General features: G+C 54.4%; 14 protein-coding genes. 5 read left to right on the forward strand and 9 right to left on the reverse strand.

Annotation, left to right across the window (positions count from 1 at the left end):
- Positions 1-16 precede the first annotated feature (16 nt).
- From KRAC_RS02625 to coaE, 3 genes are all read right to left on the reverse strand, one after another.
- A complete protein-coding gene (locus KRAC_RS02625; RefSeq protein ID WP_007904280.1) occupies positions 17-1,030 on the reverse strand; it encodes a branched-chain amino acid ABC transporter permease in 1,014 nt (337 codons plus the stop codon).
- Between the two features lie 224 nt (positions 1,031-1,254).
- Positions 1,255-2,574: a branched-chain amino acid ABC transporter substrate-binding protein gene (locus tag KRAC_RS02630; protein ID WP_007904284.1), complete on the reverse strand. Its 1,320-nt coding sequence runs from the start codon at positions 2,572-2,574 to the stop codon at positions 1,255-1,257.
- Positions 2,575-3,057: 483 nt separating this feature from the next.
- A complete protein-coding gene (gene coaE / locus KRAC_RS02635; protein WP_007904285.1) occupies positions 3,058-3,678 on the reverse strand; it encodes a dephospho-CoA kinase in 621 nt (206 codons plus the stop codon).
- Between the two features lie 239 nt (positions 3,679-3,917).
- On the opposite strand from coaE, the gene KRAC_RS02640 reads away from it, so the two are divergent.
- A complete protein-coding gene (locus KRAC_RS02640; protein ID WP_007904286.1) occupies positions 3,918-5,657 on the forward strand; it encodes a tetratricopeptide repeat protein in 1,740 nt (579 codons plus the stop codon).
- 65 nt (positions 5,658-5,722) lie between these two features.
- On the opposite strand, the gene abc-f is transcribed toward KRAC_RS02640, so the two are convergent.
- Entirely contained in the window at positions 5,723-7,687 is a 1,965-nt protein-coding gene (abc-f, locus tag KRAC_RS02645) for a ribosomal protection-like ABC-F family protein (protein ID WP_007904287.1), read from the reverse strand.
- Positions 7,688-8,254: 567 nt separating this feature from the next.
- Here abc-f and KRAC_RS02650 point away from each other — a divergent pair.
- Positions 8,255-8,905 carry an orotate phosphoribosyltransferase gene (locus tag KRAC_RS02650; protein ID WP_211221236.1) on the forward strand — a complete coding sequence of 217 codons (651 nt, stop codon included), beginning with the start codon at positions 8,255-8,257 and terminating at the stop codon, positions 8,903-8,905.
- Positions 8,906-8,993: 88 nt separating this feature from the next.
- Here the strand turns inward: KRAC_RS02650 and KRAC_RS02655 are convergent, their stop codons facing one another.
- The 4 genes from KRAC_RS02655 to KRAC_RS02670 form a co-directional block, all read right to left on the reverse strand.
- On the reverse strand, positions 8,994-9,875 hold the full coding sequence (locus tag KRAC_RS02655; protein WP_007904294.1) for a slipin family protein: 882 nt from the start codon (positions 9,873-9,875) through the stop codon (positions 8,994-8,996).
- A 107-nt stretch (positions 9,876-9,982) separates the two neighbouring features.
- Positions 9,983-11,380: an NfeD family protein gene (locus KRAC_RS02660; protein ID WP_007904295.1), complete on the reverse strand. Its 1,398-nt coding sequence runs from the start codon at positions 11,378-11,380 to the stop codon at positions 9,983-9,985.
- A gap of 627 nt (positions 11,381-12,007) precedes the next feature.
- On the reverse strand, positions 12,008-12,682 hold the full coding sequence (locus tag KRAC_RS02665) for an HAD family hydrolase (protein WP_007904296.1): 675 nt from the start codon (positions 12,680-12,682) through the stop codon (positions 12,008-12,010).
- Positions 12,683-12,763: 81 nt separating this feature from the next.
- A complete protein-coding gene (locus tag KRAC_RS02670) occupies positions 12,764-13,021 on the reverse strand; it encodes a hypothetical protein (RefSeq protein WP_040441814.1) in 258 nt (85 codons plus the stop codon).
- Positions 13,022-13,140: 119 nt separating this feature from the next.
- Between KRAC_RS02670 and KRAC_RS02675 the strand changes: the two genes are divergently transcribed.
- Together KRAC_RS02675 and KRAC_RS02680 are read left to right on the forward strand one after the other, a co-directional pair.
- Positions 13,141-14,520, forward strand: coding sequence for an IS4 family transposase (locus tag KRAC_RS02675; protein WP_007904297.1), 1,380 nt, complete (start codon positions 13,141-13,143; stop codon positions 14,518-14,520).
- A gap of 183 nt (positions 14,521-14,703) precedes the next feature.
- Entirely contained in the window at positions 14,704-16,278 is a 1,575-nt protein-coding gene (locus KRAC_RS02680; protein WP_007904298.1) for a zinc ribbon domain-containing protein, read from the forward strand.
- A gap of 135 nt (positions 16,279-16,413) precedes the next feature.
- Here KRAC_RS02680 and KRAC_RS02685 read toward each other — a convergent pair whose 3' ends face one another.
- Positions 16,414-18,123, reverse strand: a complete 1,710-nt coding sequence (locus KRAC_RS02685) for an IS1634 family transposase (RefSeq protein WP_007904300.1) — start codon at positions 18,121-18,123, stop codon at positions 16,414-16,416.
- Positions 18,124-18,535: 412 nt separating this feature from the next.
- Between KRAC_RS02685 and KRAC_RS02690 the strand changes: the two genes are divergently transcribed.
- Complete coding sequence (locus tag KRAC_RS02690) at positions 18,536-19,378, forward strand: MBL fold metallo-hydrolase (RefSeq protein WP_007904302.1); 843 nt, start codon at positions 18,536-18,538, stop codon at positions 19,376-19,378.
- Positions 19,379-19,463: the final 85 nt, after the last annotated feature.

The following is a 19,463-nucleotide window of genomic DNA, read 5'->3' on the forward strand; positions in this document are numbered from 1 at the left end:
CATTTCTAGTCTCTGTCTAGACCTTTTCAGGTGTTTGCTGACCCAACAAGCCCGAGGGACGAAACACCAGGATCAGGATCAGGATGGCGAAGATAACGGCACGCGTCCAGGCTCCACCACCATGGGGAAGGCCAAAGCCATAGACATTGGAGTCGGGGATAAAGGACGTCATCGCCTCGATGACGCCGATAAAAAGGCCGCCAAGCATGGCACCTCGAATATTACCGATACCACCTAAGACCGCGGCAATAAAGGCAACCAGGCCATAATCGAAGCCAATAGAATAAATGGTGTTGCCATACTGCAAGCCATAGATAAAGCCTGCCGCACCAGCCAGCGCCGCGCCAATAAAGAAGGTCATTGAAATGACGCGGTCGACATTCACGCCCATTAAAGCTGCGGCCTCGCGATCCTGGGCCACGGCGCGCATTGCACGACCCATCTTTGTGCGTGACACCAGCCACTGCAACGCGATCATCAGCACAACCGCCATAATGATATCGAGCAGGTTATTGCTTGTGATAATAACAGTATCCGCAGGCCTGGCAAGACAGGTCACATGAGGAGGAAAGACAGAATCGAGCGAGATAGGCCAGAGGCAGTAGTCATAACGAGGGAAGATTTGTGGAAAGCGAACAAAGTTAATGCCATTCCAGAGCTTGCCAATATCCTCAAGGATCAAGGAGACACCGATAGCCGAGATCAGCGGGGCTAAGCGGGGAGCATTGCGTAGGGGCCGGTAGGCAATACGCTCGATTAATACGCCCAACACCGCGCAGCCAAGCATAGCAAAGAGGCACGATACAATCAATAAGCCTGCCAACGCGAGTCCAGTGGGGTGAGAGCTTCCAGTCACGCCCATCAAAGTCAACGCCGCAATAGCAAGCATCGAGCCGATCATGAAGATATCGCCATGCGCGAAGTTGATCAGCTCAATAATACCATAGACCATGGTATATCCTAGCGCGATTAGGGCATAAATCGCGCCCGCCACCAGGCCAATCGTCAGGACTTGAAAAAAGTGTATCATGTACGTCTTTTCTCCGTCTTTGTCAAAGAGAGGCACACGCCTTCAGGGAGTAACCCTCAATAGCAAAGGAGGAGTAGCCACAGATCAACACCTGTCGCTGACTCCCCCCAGCGTCGTTCATAGCTACCTACATCCTTGGGTAGCCGATTGCGCCTTGTCCAAGCTTCGTTGCAAAAGTGAAGGAGCAGAGCATCCTCTACTCCTCCTGACATATGCGCCTGCTCTTATTTCGCGGCAATCTGATCAATAAACTTGAAGTCAGGTTTGCTGTTGACGTCGGCGACCTGGTAGATGGAGATGACCTTGTTGGTAGTATCACCATTCTTATCAAAGGTATGGTGGCCAGTGATACCATTGTAGTCGGTCTTCATCATCGCGTCGATGACGGCCTGGCGGAAGGTCTTGGCACCGGCGGAATCGTTGGAGTCCTTTGGTGTCTTGGCCCCGCTATCAATGGCGCTCTTAATGGCATTGAGCAGCACCTTCATGCAGTCATAGCCACCCGCGCTATAGGCACCGTACTGGTCCGCGCCATAGGCTTTGTCATAGTTGTCGATAAAGCTCTTGGCGGCGGGAAGCACGGTCTCGTTAACCTTCGCGACGGTGCCATAGGTTGCGCCGCCCTTGGTGCCGATGGCCTGCGCGAAGGCGGTGGTCACGATACCATCACCACCAGCAAAGGCCAGGTTCGCGGTACCGGAGTCGTTCAGCAACTGCTGGCGCAACTGCGTGCCGCCCTGGCTATCGGTACCACCATAGAAGACGACATCGGGATTGGCGGCTTTGACATTGGCGACGGTACCGCCGTAGTCATTGCTCTTCTGCTTGCTCTCGCGGTTGCCCACGATAGTGCCACCCAGCTTCTGCCATTCCTGGACGAAGACATTAGCGATACCGACACCGTAGACGGTCGTATCATCTACCACATAGGCCTTCTTCAAGCCCTTCTTCTGGAAGAGAAAGTCAGCGATCACGCTCCCCTGGTGATCATCAGTGGTAGCCAGGCGGAAATAGGTCACTTTACCAGAGGGACGCAGCGTCGGGACTTTGTCCTGCGCACCGGTACACCCTACGTTCGCGCCTTCCTGGGTCAGGCACTGGTTGGTGTTGGAGGGACTGATAAGGACAATGGGAGCCTGGTTCGCGACCGGCATCTCAGCCTGGGCGACCGCGCTATTGAAGGGGCCAACAATGCCAGCAACCAGCGCATCACCGATCAGTTCGGTCACATTCTTTTTGCCGGTATCTGGATCATTAACACCCTGCGCGCCCACGTCGTCCTTGGGCACAAATTGCAGTGTGTAGCCGGGGATTAAATTCTTGGACTCATTAACTGCCAATTCTGCGCCGTTCTGAGCAGGTTTACCATTGGCGGTATCCTGGCCAGAGGCGGGAAAGTCGGTTGCCACTTTGATGGTGGTTGAGCCAGAACCACCACCGTTTGAGCCTGTGGTAGCAGTCCCGGGGCCGCAAGCCGCCAGGATCGCCAGCAACAGCGGAACACCCAACGCCAGGGCACACATCCGTGTCCAACGTTTTTGCATACGCACGTTAGCCTCCTTAGAAATAGCACTTATCCTTCATGCCACATCGAGAACTATGGAAGTAGGACACCATGGAAGCAAGCATTCTACGCCAGGCAGATGATAAAAAACGACTGGCCATAGATCGGCTCCAGTGACCTCTTTGATAAGAATTACGTTCTTCAAACCGTAAATCTCACCAAACCTTTCAGGTTCCCTTATCTTTATCCCTCCGAAAAGCCATTTCTCTCTACGTGAAACAACACAAACCAATCGCGCCTACTCGCGCAGAGAAATGCCTTTCAATATGAAACTAAGCTAAGGTTGCGACGATTATACGTAGTACAACGTTTTCTGTCAATATACCTTTTTCTGCCTCCTGGGACTGCTCAAACGGCTTCTATGCTCTTGCGTCTCGGCTCGCAAGCTCGCCCTGATAGGTGGTGTGGTGCGCCTGGACAACCGAAGGTTGTCCAGGCGCACCACACCACCTATCAGGGACCCTTAATATACAAATTGCTCGCAAAAATAGGTGAAAGCTGTCTCTACCTGTTTGCGCGTCTCTTCAAGCGTTCCACTGTTATCAATCACAACATCCACCAGCTTCTTCTTCGGCTCAACTGGCGCTTGCGCACGCAAACGTGCCCAGGCATCCTCTTCACTCAGCGCGTTCCGCTGGATCAAGCGGCGTAGCTGCTGCTCTTGCGTACAGACAACCAGCCATTTTGCCTGGCACAGTGCGCCCGAGCCACCTTCAAGTAACTTTACCGCGTCGAGCACCACGATATCCTTCTCGTCTGCCTGCTGCAATTCAGCCTGTAGCGCGCGACTAACCGCTGGATGCACAATTGCCTCCAGGCGATTCATGGCCTCTGCATCAGAAAACACAATAGCTCCCAGGGCCTTACGGTCCACGTCGCCGTTAGGACTCAGCACACTGTTACCAAAGGCGGCGGCGACCTGGCGCGCAATGGGCTGATCTTTTTCATAGAGTCGATGTACGACGGCATCAGCATCAATATAGCGCTGCGCACCTGAGGCGAGCAGCATCTGACCCACGGAAGTTTTGCCACAGGCAATGTTTCCCGTCAGGCCCAATATATACGGCATTGGCATCTGGTACATATTTCCCTTTTTAGCATGATAAGATAGACACAACACAAGATGGTGGTATATAAAAATAACACACATCAATGCAGAAACACATACACTATTATCGATCAAAGGCACATCTTCAGTAGCGATCCGACGCGGGCGCTCTCCCAAAAGTACTTGTTCCCGCTTGTTTCTTACACTCTCAATAATTCATATCGTACAATAACCCAATAGCCAGACCAAATACACAGGATGATCAAGGAGTACAGATGAGTAGGCGGTTGGGCCTCATTGCTGGCATAAATACGTTTCAAGATCCCGCTTTTCGACCGTTGCGCTACGCGGAGAACGACGCACGCGCGCTTGCACAATGGCTTGTGAATAATCAGGGTGGAAAGTGGTCACCCGGTGATGTGCAATTGATCCAGGGTCAGCATGTTACGCATGAATTATTTAAATCACTCGTGTCACAAATGTGTACACAGCTTGCGGCACCCGGCGACCAGGTCCTGCTCTATTTTGCTGGGCAGGCCTTCGTGGATGAGCGAACCGGTGATGGCTACCTGGCCCTGGCAAACACACAGATGCAGAATACACAGACTGCACTCCATCTGGGGACCCTGATACGCCAGATTTTACCCCAATGTCGCGCCTCACAGCTTGTGTTCGTCTTCGACTGCTATCAGACCGGGCAACTCTGGAGTATGCGCCGGACCTCACCCTTCGATTTTACGCCCCTGCTTGGGCGCACCCTCTCCGGCAGCCTGCAACCAACTAAACACCTGCTTACCTTCTCCTGTCGCGGCAATGAGTTTGGTGAGGAGCGCGGAGAACAAGGCCTGGGCATTTTCGCTCACCGCATGATCGCGGGCCTCTGTGGCCCAGCCAGAGATCCCCAGAGCGGGAATATTACCTTCCAACAGCTCCAGAGCGTCCTGGCACAAAACCTGGATGAGCAGCATAAAATCATCGCGATTGGTCAACTCCAGGCCCCCTTCCTGCTGGCTGGAGAACCCGCTCCTCAACCTATAGAGCCTGTTCATACCGCCGCAGGCTCATCGCCCGCACACCAGCCCCTACACACCACTACAGGTAACTTTGGTAACGCGACCGCGACCCAGGTTGCCCCCCCTCCTGGTCCCCCGCAACAACTTAATGCCAACGCGCAAAAAGAGCAACAGATCGCGCAGCTAGTGGCCCAGGCAAAACAACAGCTGCAACAAAATAATCAACCCTACGCTTTGCAACTGCTTGAACAGGCCTTGCAGGTACAGCCAACAAATGTGGAAGCCCTGACGCTCAAGTCCCAACTGCTCGGCTCGCTGGGTCGCACCCGCGAGGCCTTCACGACCGTCGATCAGTTAATCCAGGTTGATGCCAATAACGCGCTTGGTTGGAGCATGCGTGCCGTCCTGCTCAATAACAGTGGTCAGTACCAGGCGGCCCTGGTTGCCATAGAACGCTCCCTGGAACTCAACCCCAACAATCCTGAGACCTATGGGATCAAAACCAATATCATGGCCAGCCTGGCCTCAGCCCAGAGCTCTAACGGAAAAAGTCCCATGACGCCTCTGAGCAAAGAGACCGCGACCACCTCTCTCCCCGGAAGATTCCTGGGGAGTCTCACCCTGCAATTCCTGGGTACCCTTCTTGCCATTGGTGGGCTGGCACTCCTTGTCGTTCCAAAGCTACCGGCGCCTCTTGGCCTGCTTATCGCCAGTATTGGTCTAGGACTCTTATGTGTGCATGCCTTCCTTGGCGCCTTCCGCCATGGCCTCAAGAGCGTGTTCACGACGTTGCTCTTCAGCCTCGTAGGCTTCGCCATTGTGGGAGGAGCCTATAAATTCGGCGAGACACGCCTCATCAGTTTATTTAAGACGCATCCCTCGCTGCTTGAGCCAACCATTTTCTTCGCGATTGCGTTGCCCATCCTGAGCACGCTAGCCCTCTTCCTCGCCATCATCGGCTATATCGCGGGACTGATCAATCGCCTACGCAAACGCGGCTAAGAATAATTGTCTGTAATAAAAAGCGCGGTGCTGAGCACCGCGCTTTTTATTACAGACAATTATTCTTAGCTGGCAACATCGGCCAGTTGCTCCCACTCGGCTAAGAGCTCCTCCACCTGCGTTTTCGCTTGTTCGTAGGCTTCATTTAACGTAGTAAGTCGCGCCGCATCTGCCTGTAATGCTGCTTCAGACAGCTCTTCTTCCAGAGTATTTACCCGCGTCTCCGCCTTCTCGATGTCTTTCTCGACATCCTCGATGGTGCGCGTCTTGACCTTCCCTTTCCCCTTCTTGCCAGCAGGCCGTGCCGGACTCGCGCTTTTTGGCTCTGGCTCTGTCACTTGCTTCTTTGCGGCTGGCGCCAGTAGCGGCTGGGGCACATCAAGGACCAGCGGCCGCTTGAAGGTGCGGTACTCCGTGTAGTTGCCCATGTAGGGAATCAGGACCCCTTGTTCAATGGACCAGACTTTTGTCGCCAGGCGATCTATAAAGTAGCGGTCGTGCGAGACAAACAGCAGGGTTCCATCGTAGTCGCTGAGCACCTCTTCGAGAAATTGTCGCGATTGCAGATCCAGGTGGTTGGTTGGCTCGTCAAGGATCAAGAAGTTGGAGCCTTGGAGGGTTAATTTGGCCAGGGCAACGCGACTGCGCTCACCGCCGCTCAAGGAGCCGATCTGCTTGAAGACATCATCATTTGAAAAGAGGAAACGTCCCAGGAAGGTGCGTGCTCCCTCTTCACTCAAGGCGCTCACCTGGCGGATCTCGTCCAGAATGGTCCGCTCCATATTTAGCCCTTCGTGTGTCTGGGAATAATAGCCCACCCGCACATTATGCCCGAGCTGGAGCTGGCCACTAACCGGAGAGAGCTCGCCGATTAAGGTGCGCAAGAGGGTCGTCTTCCCTGAACCATTGGGGCCAAGCAAGCCAATACGGTCGCCGCGCATAAACTCAACATCGGCCGCCTGCACAAGCACCCTCGGTTCCTGCGCGGCGGGAACATCCTGGCGTGCACGCACCCCATAACCGATCAAGAGCTTACGCGTAGAAAACACAGTTGTACCACTGTCTACCACGGGCGAGAACTTAAAGTTCATCGTCTGGAAATCTTGCGGCCGCTCCACGCGCTCCATACGATTCAGCAAGGTTTGGCGACCACGCGCCTCTTTACTGCGCTGGCCCGCTTTATAACGCCGAATGAACTCTTCTGTATGCGCGATGTAGGCTTGCTGCGCTTCGTACTCACGCAGGCGGCGCTCCATACGCTCCTCGCGCAGCTCCAGGTACTTGGTATAGTTACCTGGATACTCCTCAATACGCCCAAACGCCAACTCAATTGTACGCGTGACGATCTTGTCCAGGAAGTAGCGATCATGGGCCACGATGACAATCGCGCCCTTCCAGGTGGAGAGATAGGTCTCTAACCACTCCAGGGCGTCCAGGTCCAGGTGATTGGTTGGCTCATCCAGCAGCAAGACATCCGGCTCCTGCAACAGAAGCTTACCTAGCGAGGCTCGCGTCTGCTGGCCGCCACTCAAATGCTTAAATGGTGCCTGCTGCTGCTCGCGTGTGAAGCCCAGACCATCGAGGACCTGCTCTACGCGATTCTCATAGGTATACCCGCCAGCATGCTCAAAACGCGTTTGCAGCTCAGCATAGCGAGCGAGCATACGCTCATAGAGCGCGTGATCCTGCTGAGCATCAGGGGCCGCCATCTGGGTAGCCAGGTCGCTGAGTTCGCGCTCCCACTCCTGAATTTGCGCAAATACTGTCAGCATCTCGGCACGCAGTGTATTATCTGGATCAAAAGCAGAGATCTGCGTGAGATAGCCAATACGGATAGTACGTCCGACCGCCACAGTCCCTTCATCTGGCTCCTCAAGACCGGCCAGGATATTCATCAAGGTAGATTTTCCCGCGCCATTGGGGCCAACCAGGCCAATACGATCCAGGGGATCAATCTGAAAATTGAGCTGAGAGAAGATACGCTCGGCACCAAAGGATTTTCCCAATTGAATAACATTTACAATAGGCATGTAGTCTCACCTAAATTATTTTTCTTTGAATATGGAGAACAACGAGACCTCCTACGCTTTCCACTCACGCTACGAAGGTCTCTCTTCTAGATGCTCGACACAGATGGCATCCTGAGGTGTATACAGAGAGCGATCGCGTCATGTTATGCGCATATTATAGCATTGTTTCGCGGTTTTTTCCTTGCCATCCCTCGCCCTCGCCCTGCATAAATATGGTACAGGAGCAGACTGAAGGGGGATTGTAGGGCCTGGCGCGCACTTCCCCTTCTCTCCTAACCATAATCGACAACCTTGCATAGAACCCAAAGGGCCAGAAAGTGAACGTTGGAGAAGCACTTCCCCCTGCCTAGCTATCAACTCAGGAACTATGATATACTGAAATAGCGCATCCTTCTTATCTGATGCAAGCGAGCATGCAGGTTTCGCGTAAAAGAAGGGTTCCATTTCTCATATGTTCGCTTGTTTTCATATGCATCAGAGAGTTTAGAGCAAAGAAAGGAGGCGGTGCATCTCTCTTCTGAAAGAGAGCTATTGCGCCGCAGTGCTAAGGTGGCAAAAGAGCAGTCTTTGGATAATCTCTGGTTGGCACAGATTCTCTTCGACCTGGGAGGCGTTCAATTTGGCAACTTTACCGTGAGCGAGTCCGCGGTCAGTTCGCCGGTCTTCGTCAATCCCAAGGTTTTAATCAGTCATCCAACCGCCCTTCGCGTTGCCAGCAAACTGATGCAGCAAGAGATTCAACTGGCACAATCACTACGCCGTTCGCGGGTACATCCCTTTAATGTTGTGGCAGGCGTACCGGTTGGCGGCCTTCTCCTGGCAACCGCATACTCCCTTGAAAACAACACACCGCTTATCTATGCCCGTATTCGCCCAGAAGGAACCGGGAACCGGGGCATTGAGGGCCGTTTTACTAAGGGTGATACCGCCCTCATCATCGACGATCTCGTCACCCAGGGCAGTAGCATTGTAGAGACCGCATCCCTACTGCAAGAAAATGGCCTGGCGGTCAAAGATGTTATTGTCCTCGTAGACCGCGAGCATGGCGCCGCTGAGCGCCTGCGTCGTCATGGCTACAACCTGATGAGTATTTTAAAGCTAGATGTGATGCTTAATCACTATATGTCGAGGGGACTCATCTCAGAGGAAACCTATCGCGCCTGCGCTGAGTACCTCCGCGCGAAACAGGGAGAGAATAACTCCTCTCCTCGCCTCTAGCCCATCTAGTGTGAGCCGCATTCACGTATGCGCGAGCAAGGACACACGCATGTGTATGTGTGTCCTTGCTCGCGTTTTTCTATGCCACCTACTCTTGAGGATGGCGAGGCTGCTGAGTTGGTGCCGGTGGCGTCTGCGGACGAGCGGGCGTGGATGGCGTATAGCGAGGAACCTCGACATTCGCCTGCCCATTGGCACTATCGCGGCGTACTGTTTGCAACAGTGGCTCGATCAGGTCCATGGGAAGCGGGAAGATAATGGTCGAGTTTTTCTCAACCGCGATCTCCGTCAAGGTTTGCAGGTAGCGCAACTGCAAGGCGCCGGGCTGCGAACCGATGACACCAGCCGCCTGAGCCAGTTGTGCAGAGGCTTGCAGCTCACCGCCAGCGTGAATGATCTTCGCGCGCTTTTCGCGCTCGGCCTCGGCCTGTTTGGCCATCGCGCGCTGCATCGTCGTTGGCAACTCGATATCCTTAATCTCGACCGCCGTGACTTTCACACCCCAGCTTTCGGTATGCTCGTCGATAATACTCTGTAGCTCCTGGTTGATCTTGTTGCGCTGGGCAAGCAACTCATCCAATTCAGACTGACCGAGTACGTTACGTAAGGTTGTTTGCCCAATCTGGGTGGTTGCCTGGATAAAGTTCAAGACGCGAATGACCGCAGCCTCAGGATTTACCACGTAAAAATAGACAACCGCTGTGACCTTAATCGTGATGTTATCACGCGTAATCACCTCTTGAGCGGGTACGTTCAAGGTCACAATACGCAGATCGACCTTAATCATGCGCGAGATGAATGGGGGCACCCAGAAGATGCCTGGCCCCTTCGCCCCCGTCGACTTACCCAGGACAAAGACGACACCACGCTCATACTCCTGCACCACACGCAGGCCAGAGAGCACTAAGATCACCACCACGATGATAACGAAGATGATGAGGAATGTGCCAAAACCAAGTAAGGCATCCATAAAAAACCTCCTGCACGCGCTGAAACGAGCCTGCTCATTCCAACGGTCTACTTTGTAGACATTCATGCATATGCAAAAACGACGAATAGATGTATGAAATCGCCTCTTTACTCAAGAGGTGGAGCAATCTTACCAGTGTCCACACCAGGAGTAACCAGGGGGCGAACGCGCAAACACAGCCCTTCCACTGCAACAATCTCAAGCTCCGTACCACTATCTACCGCCAGATCCGGAACATCCAGGAGCGCAGCCCAATTCTCGCCCTGATAGCTAACACGTCCCTCAGGCTGTAGCGGTGTTAAGGCCACAGCCTTCGCGCCATACATCGCCTCCTGGCCACTTCGTACTGGTGCTCGACGCACTCGTACAGCGTACGCGACGATACCCAGGCCCATCAAACCAACCACTACGCCCGCACCGTAAATGATCCACGGATTGAGGTAGGCTGCATTATATGAGCCGCCACTGTCGAAGAAAATCAGCGAGCCCACAATCAGCGAGACTACAGCTCCAATGGTCAGCGCACCATGCGTTGGAAGACGCACATCCAGCACAAGCAAAACAAAGGCCAGAAGCATCAACGCCAAGCCCGCCCAGTTTGGCGCAAGTGAGCCTGCTCCAAACAGGAAAAGCAGTAAGGCAATGGCGCCAGTCACACCAGGCACGATCGCGCCCGGATGAGATACCTCCAGGTACACTCCCAGCATAGCGACCAGGAACAGGAAGAAAATGACTGTTGGATCAAGGAGAAAATTGTAGAACACATCGGCGGGCGTCGCGCTCACATCCTGAATGACGACATCCGCCGTCTGCAAGCGCACCTGCTGCCCATTATTTAGACGCACCTGCCGCCCATCAATGCTCGTCAGTAAGCTGCTCAGGTTGGGGGCGCCCAGGTCCACGATATGGGAGCGAATCGCGGTCGCATCATCATAGGAACTGGCATTGGTCACCATCCGCACGGCCAGGGAGACATTGCGTCCATAACGCTGCTGAATACTGGTCATTGAGGCGACAAGATCGTTGGTAATCTTGGCCTTCAACGTGCTCTCGATATCGCCACCAGTGCTCGTCACCGGGCTGGCTGCGCCGATACGCGTCGTAGGAGACATAGCCGCGATCTGTGCCGACAGGGTGACAAACGCCGCCGCTGAAGCTGCCCTTCCACCCGCGGGCGTCACATACGCCACCACAGGGACCGTGCTGGCAAGGATCTTCTGCGTCATCGCCTTCATGGAATCCAGATCGCCCCCCGGAGAATCCACCTCGATCACGAGCGCGTGCGCTCCATCGCTTGAGGCACGCTCTATGGCCCGCGAGAGGAGGCGCAATGAAGAAGCACTGATATTGCTATTGAGAATCACCTGGTCGACATGGGCAGTGGCCCTGGTCTCTGCCAGGACAACCGATGAACCTGTGCCAAATTGGAACACCAGAGCGCAGGCAAGCAACAGGCCCGCCCCAAGCCAATAAGACCAATGGGCTCTCTTCTGGCGCGAGTACATACGCATATCCTCCATCATAATAGTGAAGACGCGCCACAACCATAAATATCAAAGAACACATTTAAAGAGACAGCAAACACTCATATAATAGCATGTTCGCTCGCCAGTTACGAGCCATGCTTGCGCAAGAAACTCTGCATTTCATGAGCTGAACCAATCCTGACGACCTTTACCTCAAACCGCTCCTCCATGATCTCCCAGTCTCCCCACCCATCGATAATCCAGCGCTCCTGAGCCAGCCATCCAGCATGTGTGGCGCCTACCGTTGTCTCAGGTACCCGCGTCCAGCCTGACCCCCATTACACCTTGTCGATAGCATATACGGGCAGTTACAAAGCTGCACCCAGGGCGCGGCAGAGGGTAGATTTTCCTCCGCCAGCATTCCCAATAACGGCGATTTTCTCCATCTCACCTCTTGTTAATAATAACTTTTAGCTATATGCATTATAGCTTATTGCTATTTTCCTTGTCAAGCATTTTTCATGATAAAGCGTTCAAAAGGTGGATATAGAATTAGCATGCCTCTAAAGAACAGACAGCAAAGGAGCCACCAGAGGGAACAAGCTGTATGTATCCGCTAAGCCTCTAGTGACTCCTTTTTTGTAGTTAGACTCTGCCTGGAACTGCTTAGAAGTGTGTGCGCAGGTCGGCAAAGGTGTCCAGGATAAGCAACCGGCCTGGTCCTGGTTCGCGCAACTCCTGGTGCTCAAGAACCCAGGTATGCTCATGAGGAATGAAGACGGCATTCAGGCCTGCCTCTAACGCGGGATTAATATCGGATTTAGGAGAGTTCCCAACCATCCAGGTGTCCGCGAGAGAACATTGAAACTCCTGTGTCAGGAGTTCATAGGTGCGGGTGTTTTTCTCTTCTACGACCACAATACGCTGGAAGTAAGACTCCAGGCCAGAGCGCTCAACCTTCAGTTGCTGCTCCTCGCGCTCCCCCTTGGTCAGAAGGACAAGGTAATGCTTCTGCACCAGTTCTTTGAGCGTCTCGTCAACACCCTCTAGAATTTGCAGGGGGTGGTGCGCAATCTCCTCGCCAAGGCGCCTGACATAGTCCAGGTCCTCGTCCCTCACTTCCCGCTCGACAAGGCGATGATAGGTCTCTACCAGGCTACGCGCAAAGTTTTTAGAGCCATATCCAGCAGTATGCTCAACCTCGTTGAGTACGGCGCGAACTTCATGCACCTGCATGCTACTATGGGCAAGGAACTCAATAAAACGATGGATGGCCTCTTCAAAATAGATGTTATTCTCCCAAAGCGTATCATCCGCATCTACAAACAACCATTGCTGCATTATGTCTCTCTTTTCTAAAAAAAGGTCAGCTATCATGGCTCAAGTGTAGCGCTCTTTATTCATAAATGCAAATATTAGCATTCACGAAAGAGTATTTGGCTGGGAGCCATTGAGGCGCGCTTGCTCTATACGTGTGCCTCCATTGGGGTGGGCAAAGTTTACCTTCAAGACAATTGGCTGGGGATAGTTGCCAAACTTTTCGCCAAAGAGGTTGATGCCTCCTACATTTAAGGCATCAGGCTTGATGCCAAAGCGCACTTCGACATACGGCTTCTGCTCTAGTCCAAGATCCTGCGTCTTGATGTCGCTGATAGAGCGCCCATCAATTCCTATCACCATATCTTTATTCCCACTCGGCACTTCCTGGCCAAAGGCACCTTACAGAAAACCGAGCGAGAAAGCCCCGGTCATTGATGCCTGTCTTTTACCCACAATTTACAATCGTATAGAATGGAGAGATGAAAACGCAAGAGATTCTGGACCCAGAGCAATGGGCAGAAGCTACCTTTGGACAGACGCAACTGAAAGACATGCGCCGCACGAGGCGGGCCGTGACGACAGCGGCTCACATGGCCGAGGAGCCCGCAGCCTCGCTGCCAGCCCAGGCGCAGACCTGGAAAGATGCAAAAGCCGTGTATCGACTGCTTGATGAACCCAATGTCACCTTTGATGCGCTGATGCAACCCCATTGGCAACAGACACGCCTGCGCATGGATACCTTGCCACTTGTGTTGCTGGTACAGGATACGACGGACCTGGATTTGAGCCATCGGCGCAAAATGAGCGGCTTGGGAGAAATCGGCAATGGGAATGGGCGTGGGATGTACCTGCAAACCGTCCTGGCCGTTGAACCGGACAGCCGGGCGGTGCTGGGGTGTGCCTATCAATGTCCCTTCATTCGCATTCCTGCACCCAAAGGCGAAACTCGAGCGCAGCGGTGCAGGCGCGAGAAAGAAACCGATATCTGGCACCAATGTGTCCAGCACATTGGACCCTCTCCCGCATCGAGTGTGCGGGTGCAGGTAGCAGATCGTGGAGCCGATATCTTTGAGTTCCTGCACGTTTGCCGAAGCATCGATACGCACTTTGTTGTGCGTGCGACGCAAGATCGGCGTGTTCAAACCCAGGAGGGAACGCTCGGGTATCTCTTTGAGCAGGTCCGTTCGCAGCCAAGTTCGGACGTGCGTCCGTTTGATCTTCCCGCTCGGCATGGGCACCAGGCTCGTTCTACCACGTTGTATCTGTCGTGGACCTCTCTTGAACTGCTGCCACCGCGCAATGATAGCCGTCTCAACAAACTTCCTCCCTTGCCTGTCTGGGTCATTCGGGTGTGGGAAGAAGGGGCTCCAAAAGGCGAAGAGCCGCTCGAATGGATTCTGTTGACCTCTCTGGTCGGGACAACTTGTGAGCAAGCCTGGCAACGGGTCGAGTGGTATCGCGCTCGCTGGCGGGTGGAGGACTATCACCATTGCCTCAAAACGGGATGTCGTATCGAAGAGCGGCAAGTCCAAAGCGCCGAGCGCCTGATCCGCTTGCTGGGAATGCTCTCTCCTCTCGCCGTGCGTTTGTTGCAAGTGCGTGATCTCTCCCGTCAAGCGCCAGAAAGCCCGGCCCATGAGGTCATCGAGCCAGAAACGCTCACGATCCTGGCTGCTCACGTCGGTCTCTTGCCTTCCACCATGACGGTTGAGACCTTCTGGACAGAGATTGCGCGCATGGGAGGGTTCTTGGCGCGTCGAGGTGACGGGCCTCCTGGCTGGAAAACCCTTTGGAAGGGCTGGCTCCACTTGCAGGCACTGCTTGAGGGCGCTCATTTGGCTTTTCACCTCCGTTTGTAAAATGTGGGTAAAAGACAGGTCATTGATGCCGGGGATGAATAGCTCTTCCTTTTTGGGGAGGCTGGGATGGGAGGTAGCCGCGTGTGATGTTTGTTCCTCCTTCTTTTTTCCTCCCCTCTTGACATACCGCTTTTTCGAGGTAGAATACCCTCATAGCACCCCAAGAAAGGTCAACCAGCCTAGATGAAGCGAGCCAAAACGTCGACATTTCTCCTCGAATTGCCCCTCCAGGTCGACTGGAGCAGCGAACGACAGCTGCGTGCACATCTGGAAGCCGCACGCTGTCTGTATAATGCGCTGCTCTCTGAAGGCAACACACGGCTCCAGCAGATGAGGAATGACCCCGCCTGGACCAGTGCACGCGCCATCCCTCGCTCCAGACGAGAGGAACGAGCACGGGCCTTTTCTCACCTGCGCAAAAAACATCACTTTTCCGAATACGAACTGCATGCCTATGCCAAGACGGCCCGCGTCTGCTGGCTTGCTGACCACATTGATGCTACGATGGCGCAAACCCTGGCCACACGCGCCTATCAAGCCGTCAACCGTGTCTGTCTCGGCAAAGCCAAACGCGTGCGCTTCCGCAGCAAAGGGCGTGGCATCGATAGCGTGGAGGGCAAGCGCAACGACGTGGGGTTGCGCTTTGTGCTTGACCCCAACGCAGGCGATGGTGGCTTTCTCATCTGGAACCAGCAGGTCATTCCTGCCATCATCGACTGGTGTGACCCGGTGGTGCAACATGGGTTGCGCCACACGATCAAGTATGTGCGCCTGCTCCGTCGCAAAGCCTCCTCTCCACAGGCTCAGGGAGCCGACGTGTCAGGCAACCGATATTACGTGCAACTCATCTTGGAGGGGCATGCCTTCGTCAAAAAAAAGCATGAGCAGATGGAAACCCAGACTATTGGCCTTGATATCGGCCCCCAGACGCTCGCCATCGTCCCACGTGAGGGGAGAACCGCTCTGGTGACCTTCTGTGAGCAACTTGCCCCCAATGCTCGCAAGAAACGACGCCTCCAGCGTCAAATGGAGCGGCAACGCCGTGCCAACAATCCCGAGCACTATGATGAGAAGGGGCGCGTCAAGAAACAGGGGAAGAAGCGCTTGTGGTGGAACGAGAGTCAGCGGTACAAGAACACGCGCAGGCAGCATGCCACTGCGGAGCGAAAACTAGCCGCCCACCGCAAGAGTCTGCATGGCAAACTGGCCCACGACATCGTGAAGGCTGGCAACACGATCATCCTCGAAAAAACGTCGTTTGTGGCATGGCAGAAGCAGTATGGGAGAAGCATCGGCCTTCGCGCCCCAGGGATGTTTGTAGCACATCTGACCCGCATAGTTGCAAAAACTGGCGGCACCCTGAGCGAGGTCTCTGCCTTCAAGACGAAATTGAGTCAATATTGTCATGCCTGCGGAGCCTACGTCAAGAAGCCCAGATCGCAGCGCTGGCACCGCTGCCCCTGCGGCTGTGGACCGGTGCAACGCGATCTGTACTCGGCCTTCTTACTGGCTCACCTGCAACGCGAAGAGACCATCCCCTCTGTCACCCAGTCGGACTGGGAAGGTGCGGAGCCGCGCCTGCAAGCCGTGATGGAGGGTCTGCAACAACGTGCGAATGAAGGGCATATCTTGCCCCCAAGCATGGGCGTGGTGGCTTCTAGCAAAGCTGCCCGTGCGAGAGCGCGTCGGCTCGAAAGTCCTGCCTATCCCCACCAAGAGCCGCTCTCCCCCGAAAGGGAGAGCGGAAGCGTTGGGTGAGCAACAGGACCCCCCCGCGCATTCATGCCGGGGAGGTCTCAGAACAGAGAGATCCATCTACTCAGACAGATTTAATTCTGCAATTATCTAATTAATACCCAACAGCTTACCGTTCGCTTAAATGTGAGGTCGATATTACGAATCATCAGCTAACCCAAGATAGACAGCAGGAGAGAAGCCAAAGAGGGCCAAAATCTGCTGTTGAAGAGGAGAAAGAGGCGTGACATGCCGCTGTGCAAAACCAGGAGCAGAAATGACCGTCAAGGTCACTTCGCGGAAAGCCTCCAGCAAGCGTTCAGCCGTGGGCTGAGCCGTCCGACGTTTGGGGTTGCCAGCAAAGAGGCCAGCCAGTTCCTCTTTCTGCTCGCCCAGGCGTTGACGTACCACGCCTTCCAGCACAGTCAGAACGCGCAAGGCCAGGGTGAGCAAACGGACCAGCCCGATGCGGTGGTCATCGCGTTGCACGTACAACGGAGCCAGGGACAGAGGCTGGCCTTTGAGGCGAGCGAAGTTGCGTTCCACGAGATATTCATCGCGATAGGCTTCGACGGCTTGCTCCAACGTCAAGTGGTCCATCGGATGGTTGGTGGCATAGACCCGCCAGCCAAGTTGACTCATGGCCCTGGCAAGAGCCGTCTCCTCTCGCGAACTGGTCAGCGTGAAGGTGAGGTCGCGGCGCTCTGCCGACAAGCGCCCCCGATAGGCGCGCACCAGACGCTGGTGGACGTGTTCCTGGATCTGCACCTGCAAGAGCCCCTCGACACGAAACTGCTTGAGAACCGCTTTGATCGCTTCTTCGACTTGCGTGCGCCCTGTCAGGCGAGGTTTGCCTTGTCGCCGGACAGCCAGTTCAGCCAGCGCCTGTTGTGCCTTCTGCAGGCGCTCTTGCAAGCTCGCTCGAGCGGCGTGGGTAGCAGCCATCGATTGAACGAGCAGACGACGCTCTTGCCAGCGAAGTTCCTCTCCGTCTCTCTCGGCGGTCACGATCTGGGTCGTTTCATAGCCTTGAGCGATGCAGATGCTGCTTCCCTTTTCGTCCACGCGACAGACTTCGATCAGTCGGCTGCCGGCTCGGCGTTGGATTTCTACTTCCTGATGTATCTGCTCTGCAGGTGCTTGCAGGGCCGAAAGAGGGCACAGGTAAAAATCCCCTTGCGCAGCCAGACTCGCGCGGGTCTGCAACGCGGCCATCTTGCAATCTCCCACATAGAGCAATCCCTGCTGGTGGAGACCCTCACGCACACGGGCAATGATGGGCAGATACACGGGATCATCGGCGTGCTCGCCCGAGAGCACTTCTGTGGCCAGCGGCAGCCCAAGCGGGTCCAAACCGGCCAGCACCAGTTTGAGTTGGGGCAGATCGGGACGATGATCTTTGCTATGGCCCAATTGCAACAATCCCTGCTCGTTCACCTCGGCATAACTGCTGGCGGTCGTCGTATCGATCCGCACACACATTGCGGGCAGATCGTACACACGAAGCAAATGTCCCATCAGTTCCTGCTCAAATGCCTGCCAGTGAACGTCGTGGGAAAGCAGACGCAGCACATCCGCCAGACGATCATCTGTCAGATCTTGTGGACTCAAGCCATCCATTGCGCATCCTCGCAAGGTTTCCAACCGCCGGCTCCCCCACTCTTGCACCTGATTCATCCGATGGTCGGCTTGCGAAAGAATATGAGCCAACCAGACGACGCTCAACTCACCCACGCTCAGTCCTTGGCGATGGCCGTGCGTGGGGATGTGCTTGTCCAGCAGTTCGCTCAGTTTCATGCGCTGCATGTGGGTGATCAGCAACGGAATATCATCCATTCGTTCCGTTTCAATGCTCAAAGCTTCTTTCATGCCTTGAGCTTATCAGAATCGTGTTATTGCGTCCAGATTTAAGCGAACGGTAAGCAACAGTATAAAAGATATTCTCTATTAATGTCAATGCCTCTTTTCCCAATTCAAGCATGTTATAGACAGACACTATCCCTCCGCCAACGGATGATAGAAAAGCCAGACCAAGCATCTTTTACGTTATATTGCTCTATAGTAAGGAATGTTTTTTTGCAAGCTGAACAGACCTTTCTTCCTCTTGTCAGTGCCGTTTTTATCATCTACACTATGCATGTTCGATTAGGAATTTTCCGAAGTAAAATAATTAGTGTGCTGGTATCTCTCCTCAAGAGGCACGGCACCAGATGCTAGAGACCTGGGCCGCGCCTATCTGCCAGTCATCGAGTTGAAAGCATCCCAGAAGGAGGCTTTTTTTATGGAAACCTATCCACATACTTGCGCTCAGGAGATAAGCGCCACAGAAAAACTACCAACCCGAAGTATCGCCCTATGGTGGCTGGGGCAGGCAGGCTTTGCTATCAAAAGTGCTTCGTTGACCATGCTTATTGATCCCTTCCTCTCGGAGCATGAGGGACGGCTGGTCGTTCCTCCTTTTAGCGCCACAACCGCGCCAGAGATCGACTTTGTGCTCTGCACACATGAGCACCTGGACCACCTGGATCTCCCTGTCCTACAAGAGCTGGCTCAGCGTCAGCCACAGCTCCGCTTCGTCGTTCCTCGTCCTATCATCGGGCAACTCACTGAAACGGGGATAGAGAGCGAGCGCATTCTTGGTGTCCAGCCTGGCGAAGAGCATATGCTAGGGACATGCCGGCTCAGGCCCGTTCCCGCTGTACACGCAATTCAATGCCCACCTGCAATCTACAACTTTGGCTTTGAGGAGAGCGAGGGGCAGTATCGCTACCTGGGCTATGTCCTGGATCTCAATGGCGTATGCCTGTATCATCCCGGAGACACGCTTGTCTATGATGGCATGGCCGCACACTTACGTTCTCATGCAATTGACCTGGCCCTGCTCCCCATCAACGGACGCAACTACTTCCGCGAGCAACAGCAACTCGTGGGCAATATGGATGAACGCGAGGCCGCAGACCTGGCTGCCGCCGCTGGAATAAACTGCGTCATTCCGACCCACTATGAGATGTTTGCCGCCAATACCGGGCGCGTGGGTTTCTTTGTTGACTACATCCGCACCTTGCATCCACACATCGCCTGCCATCTACCAACGCATGGCAAACGTTTCGTCTATACGAAATAGTCAGTCTTCTTAAGAGTTTACTCTTTGGCGCCTGCGACGCCCCTCGGGGGTATGGATGTGTGGGGAAAACGCCTGCGGCGCTTCG

The organism is Ktedonobacter racemifer DSM 44963 (genome assembly GCF_000178855.1).
Lineage (GTDB): Bacteria > Chloroflexota > Ktedonobacteria > Ktedonobacterales > Ktedonobacteraceae > Ktedonobacter > Ktedonobacter racemifer.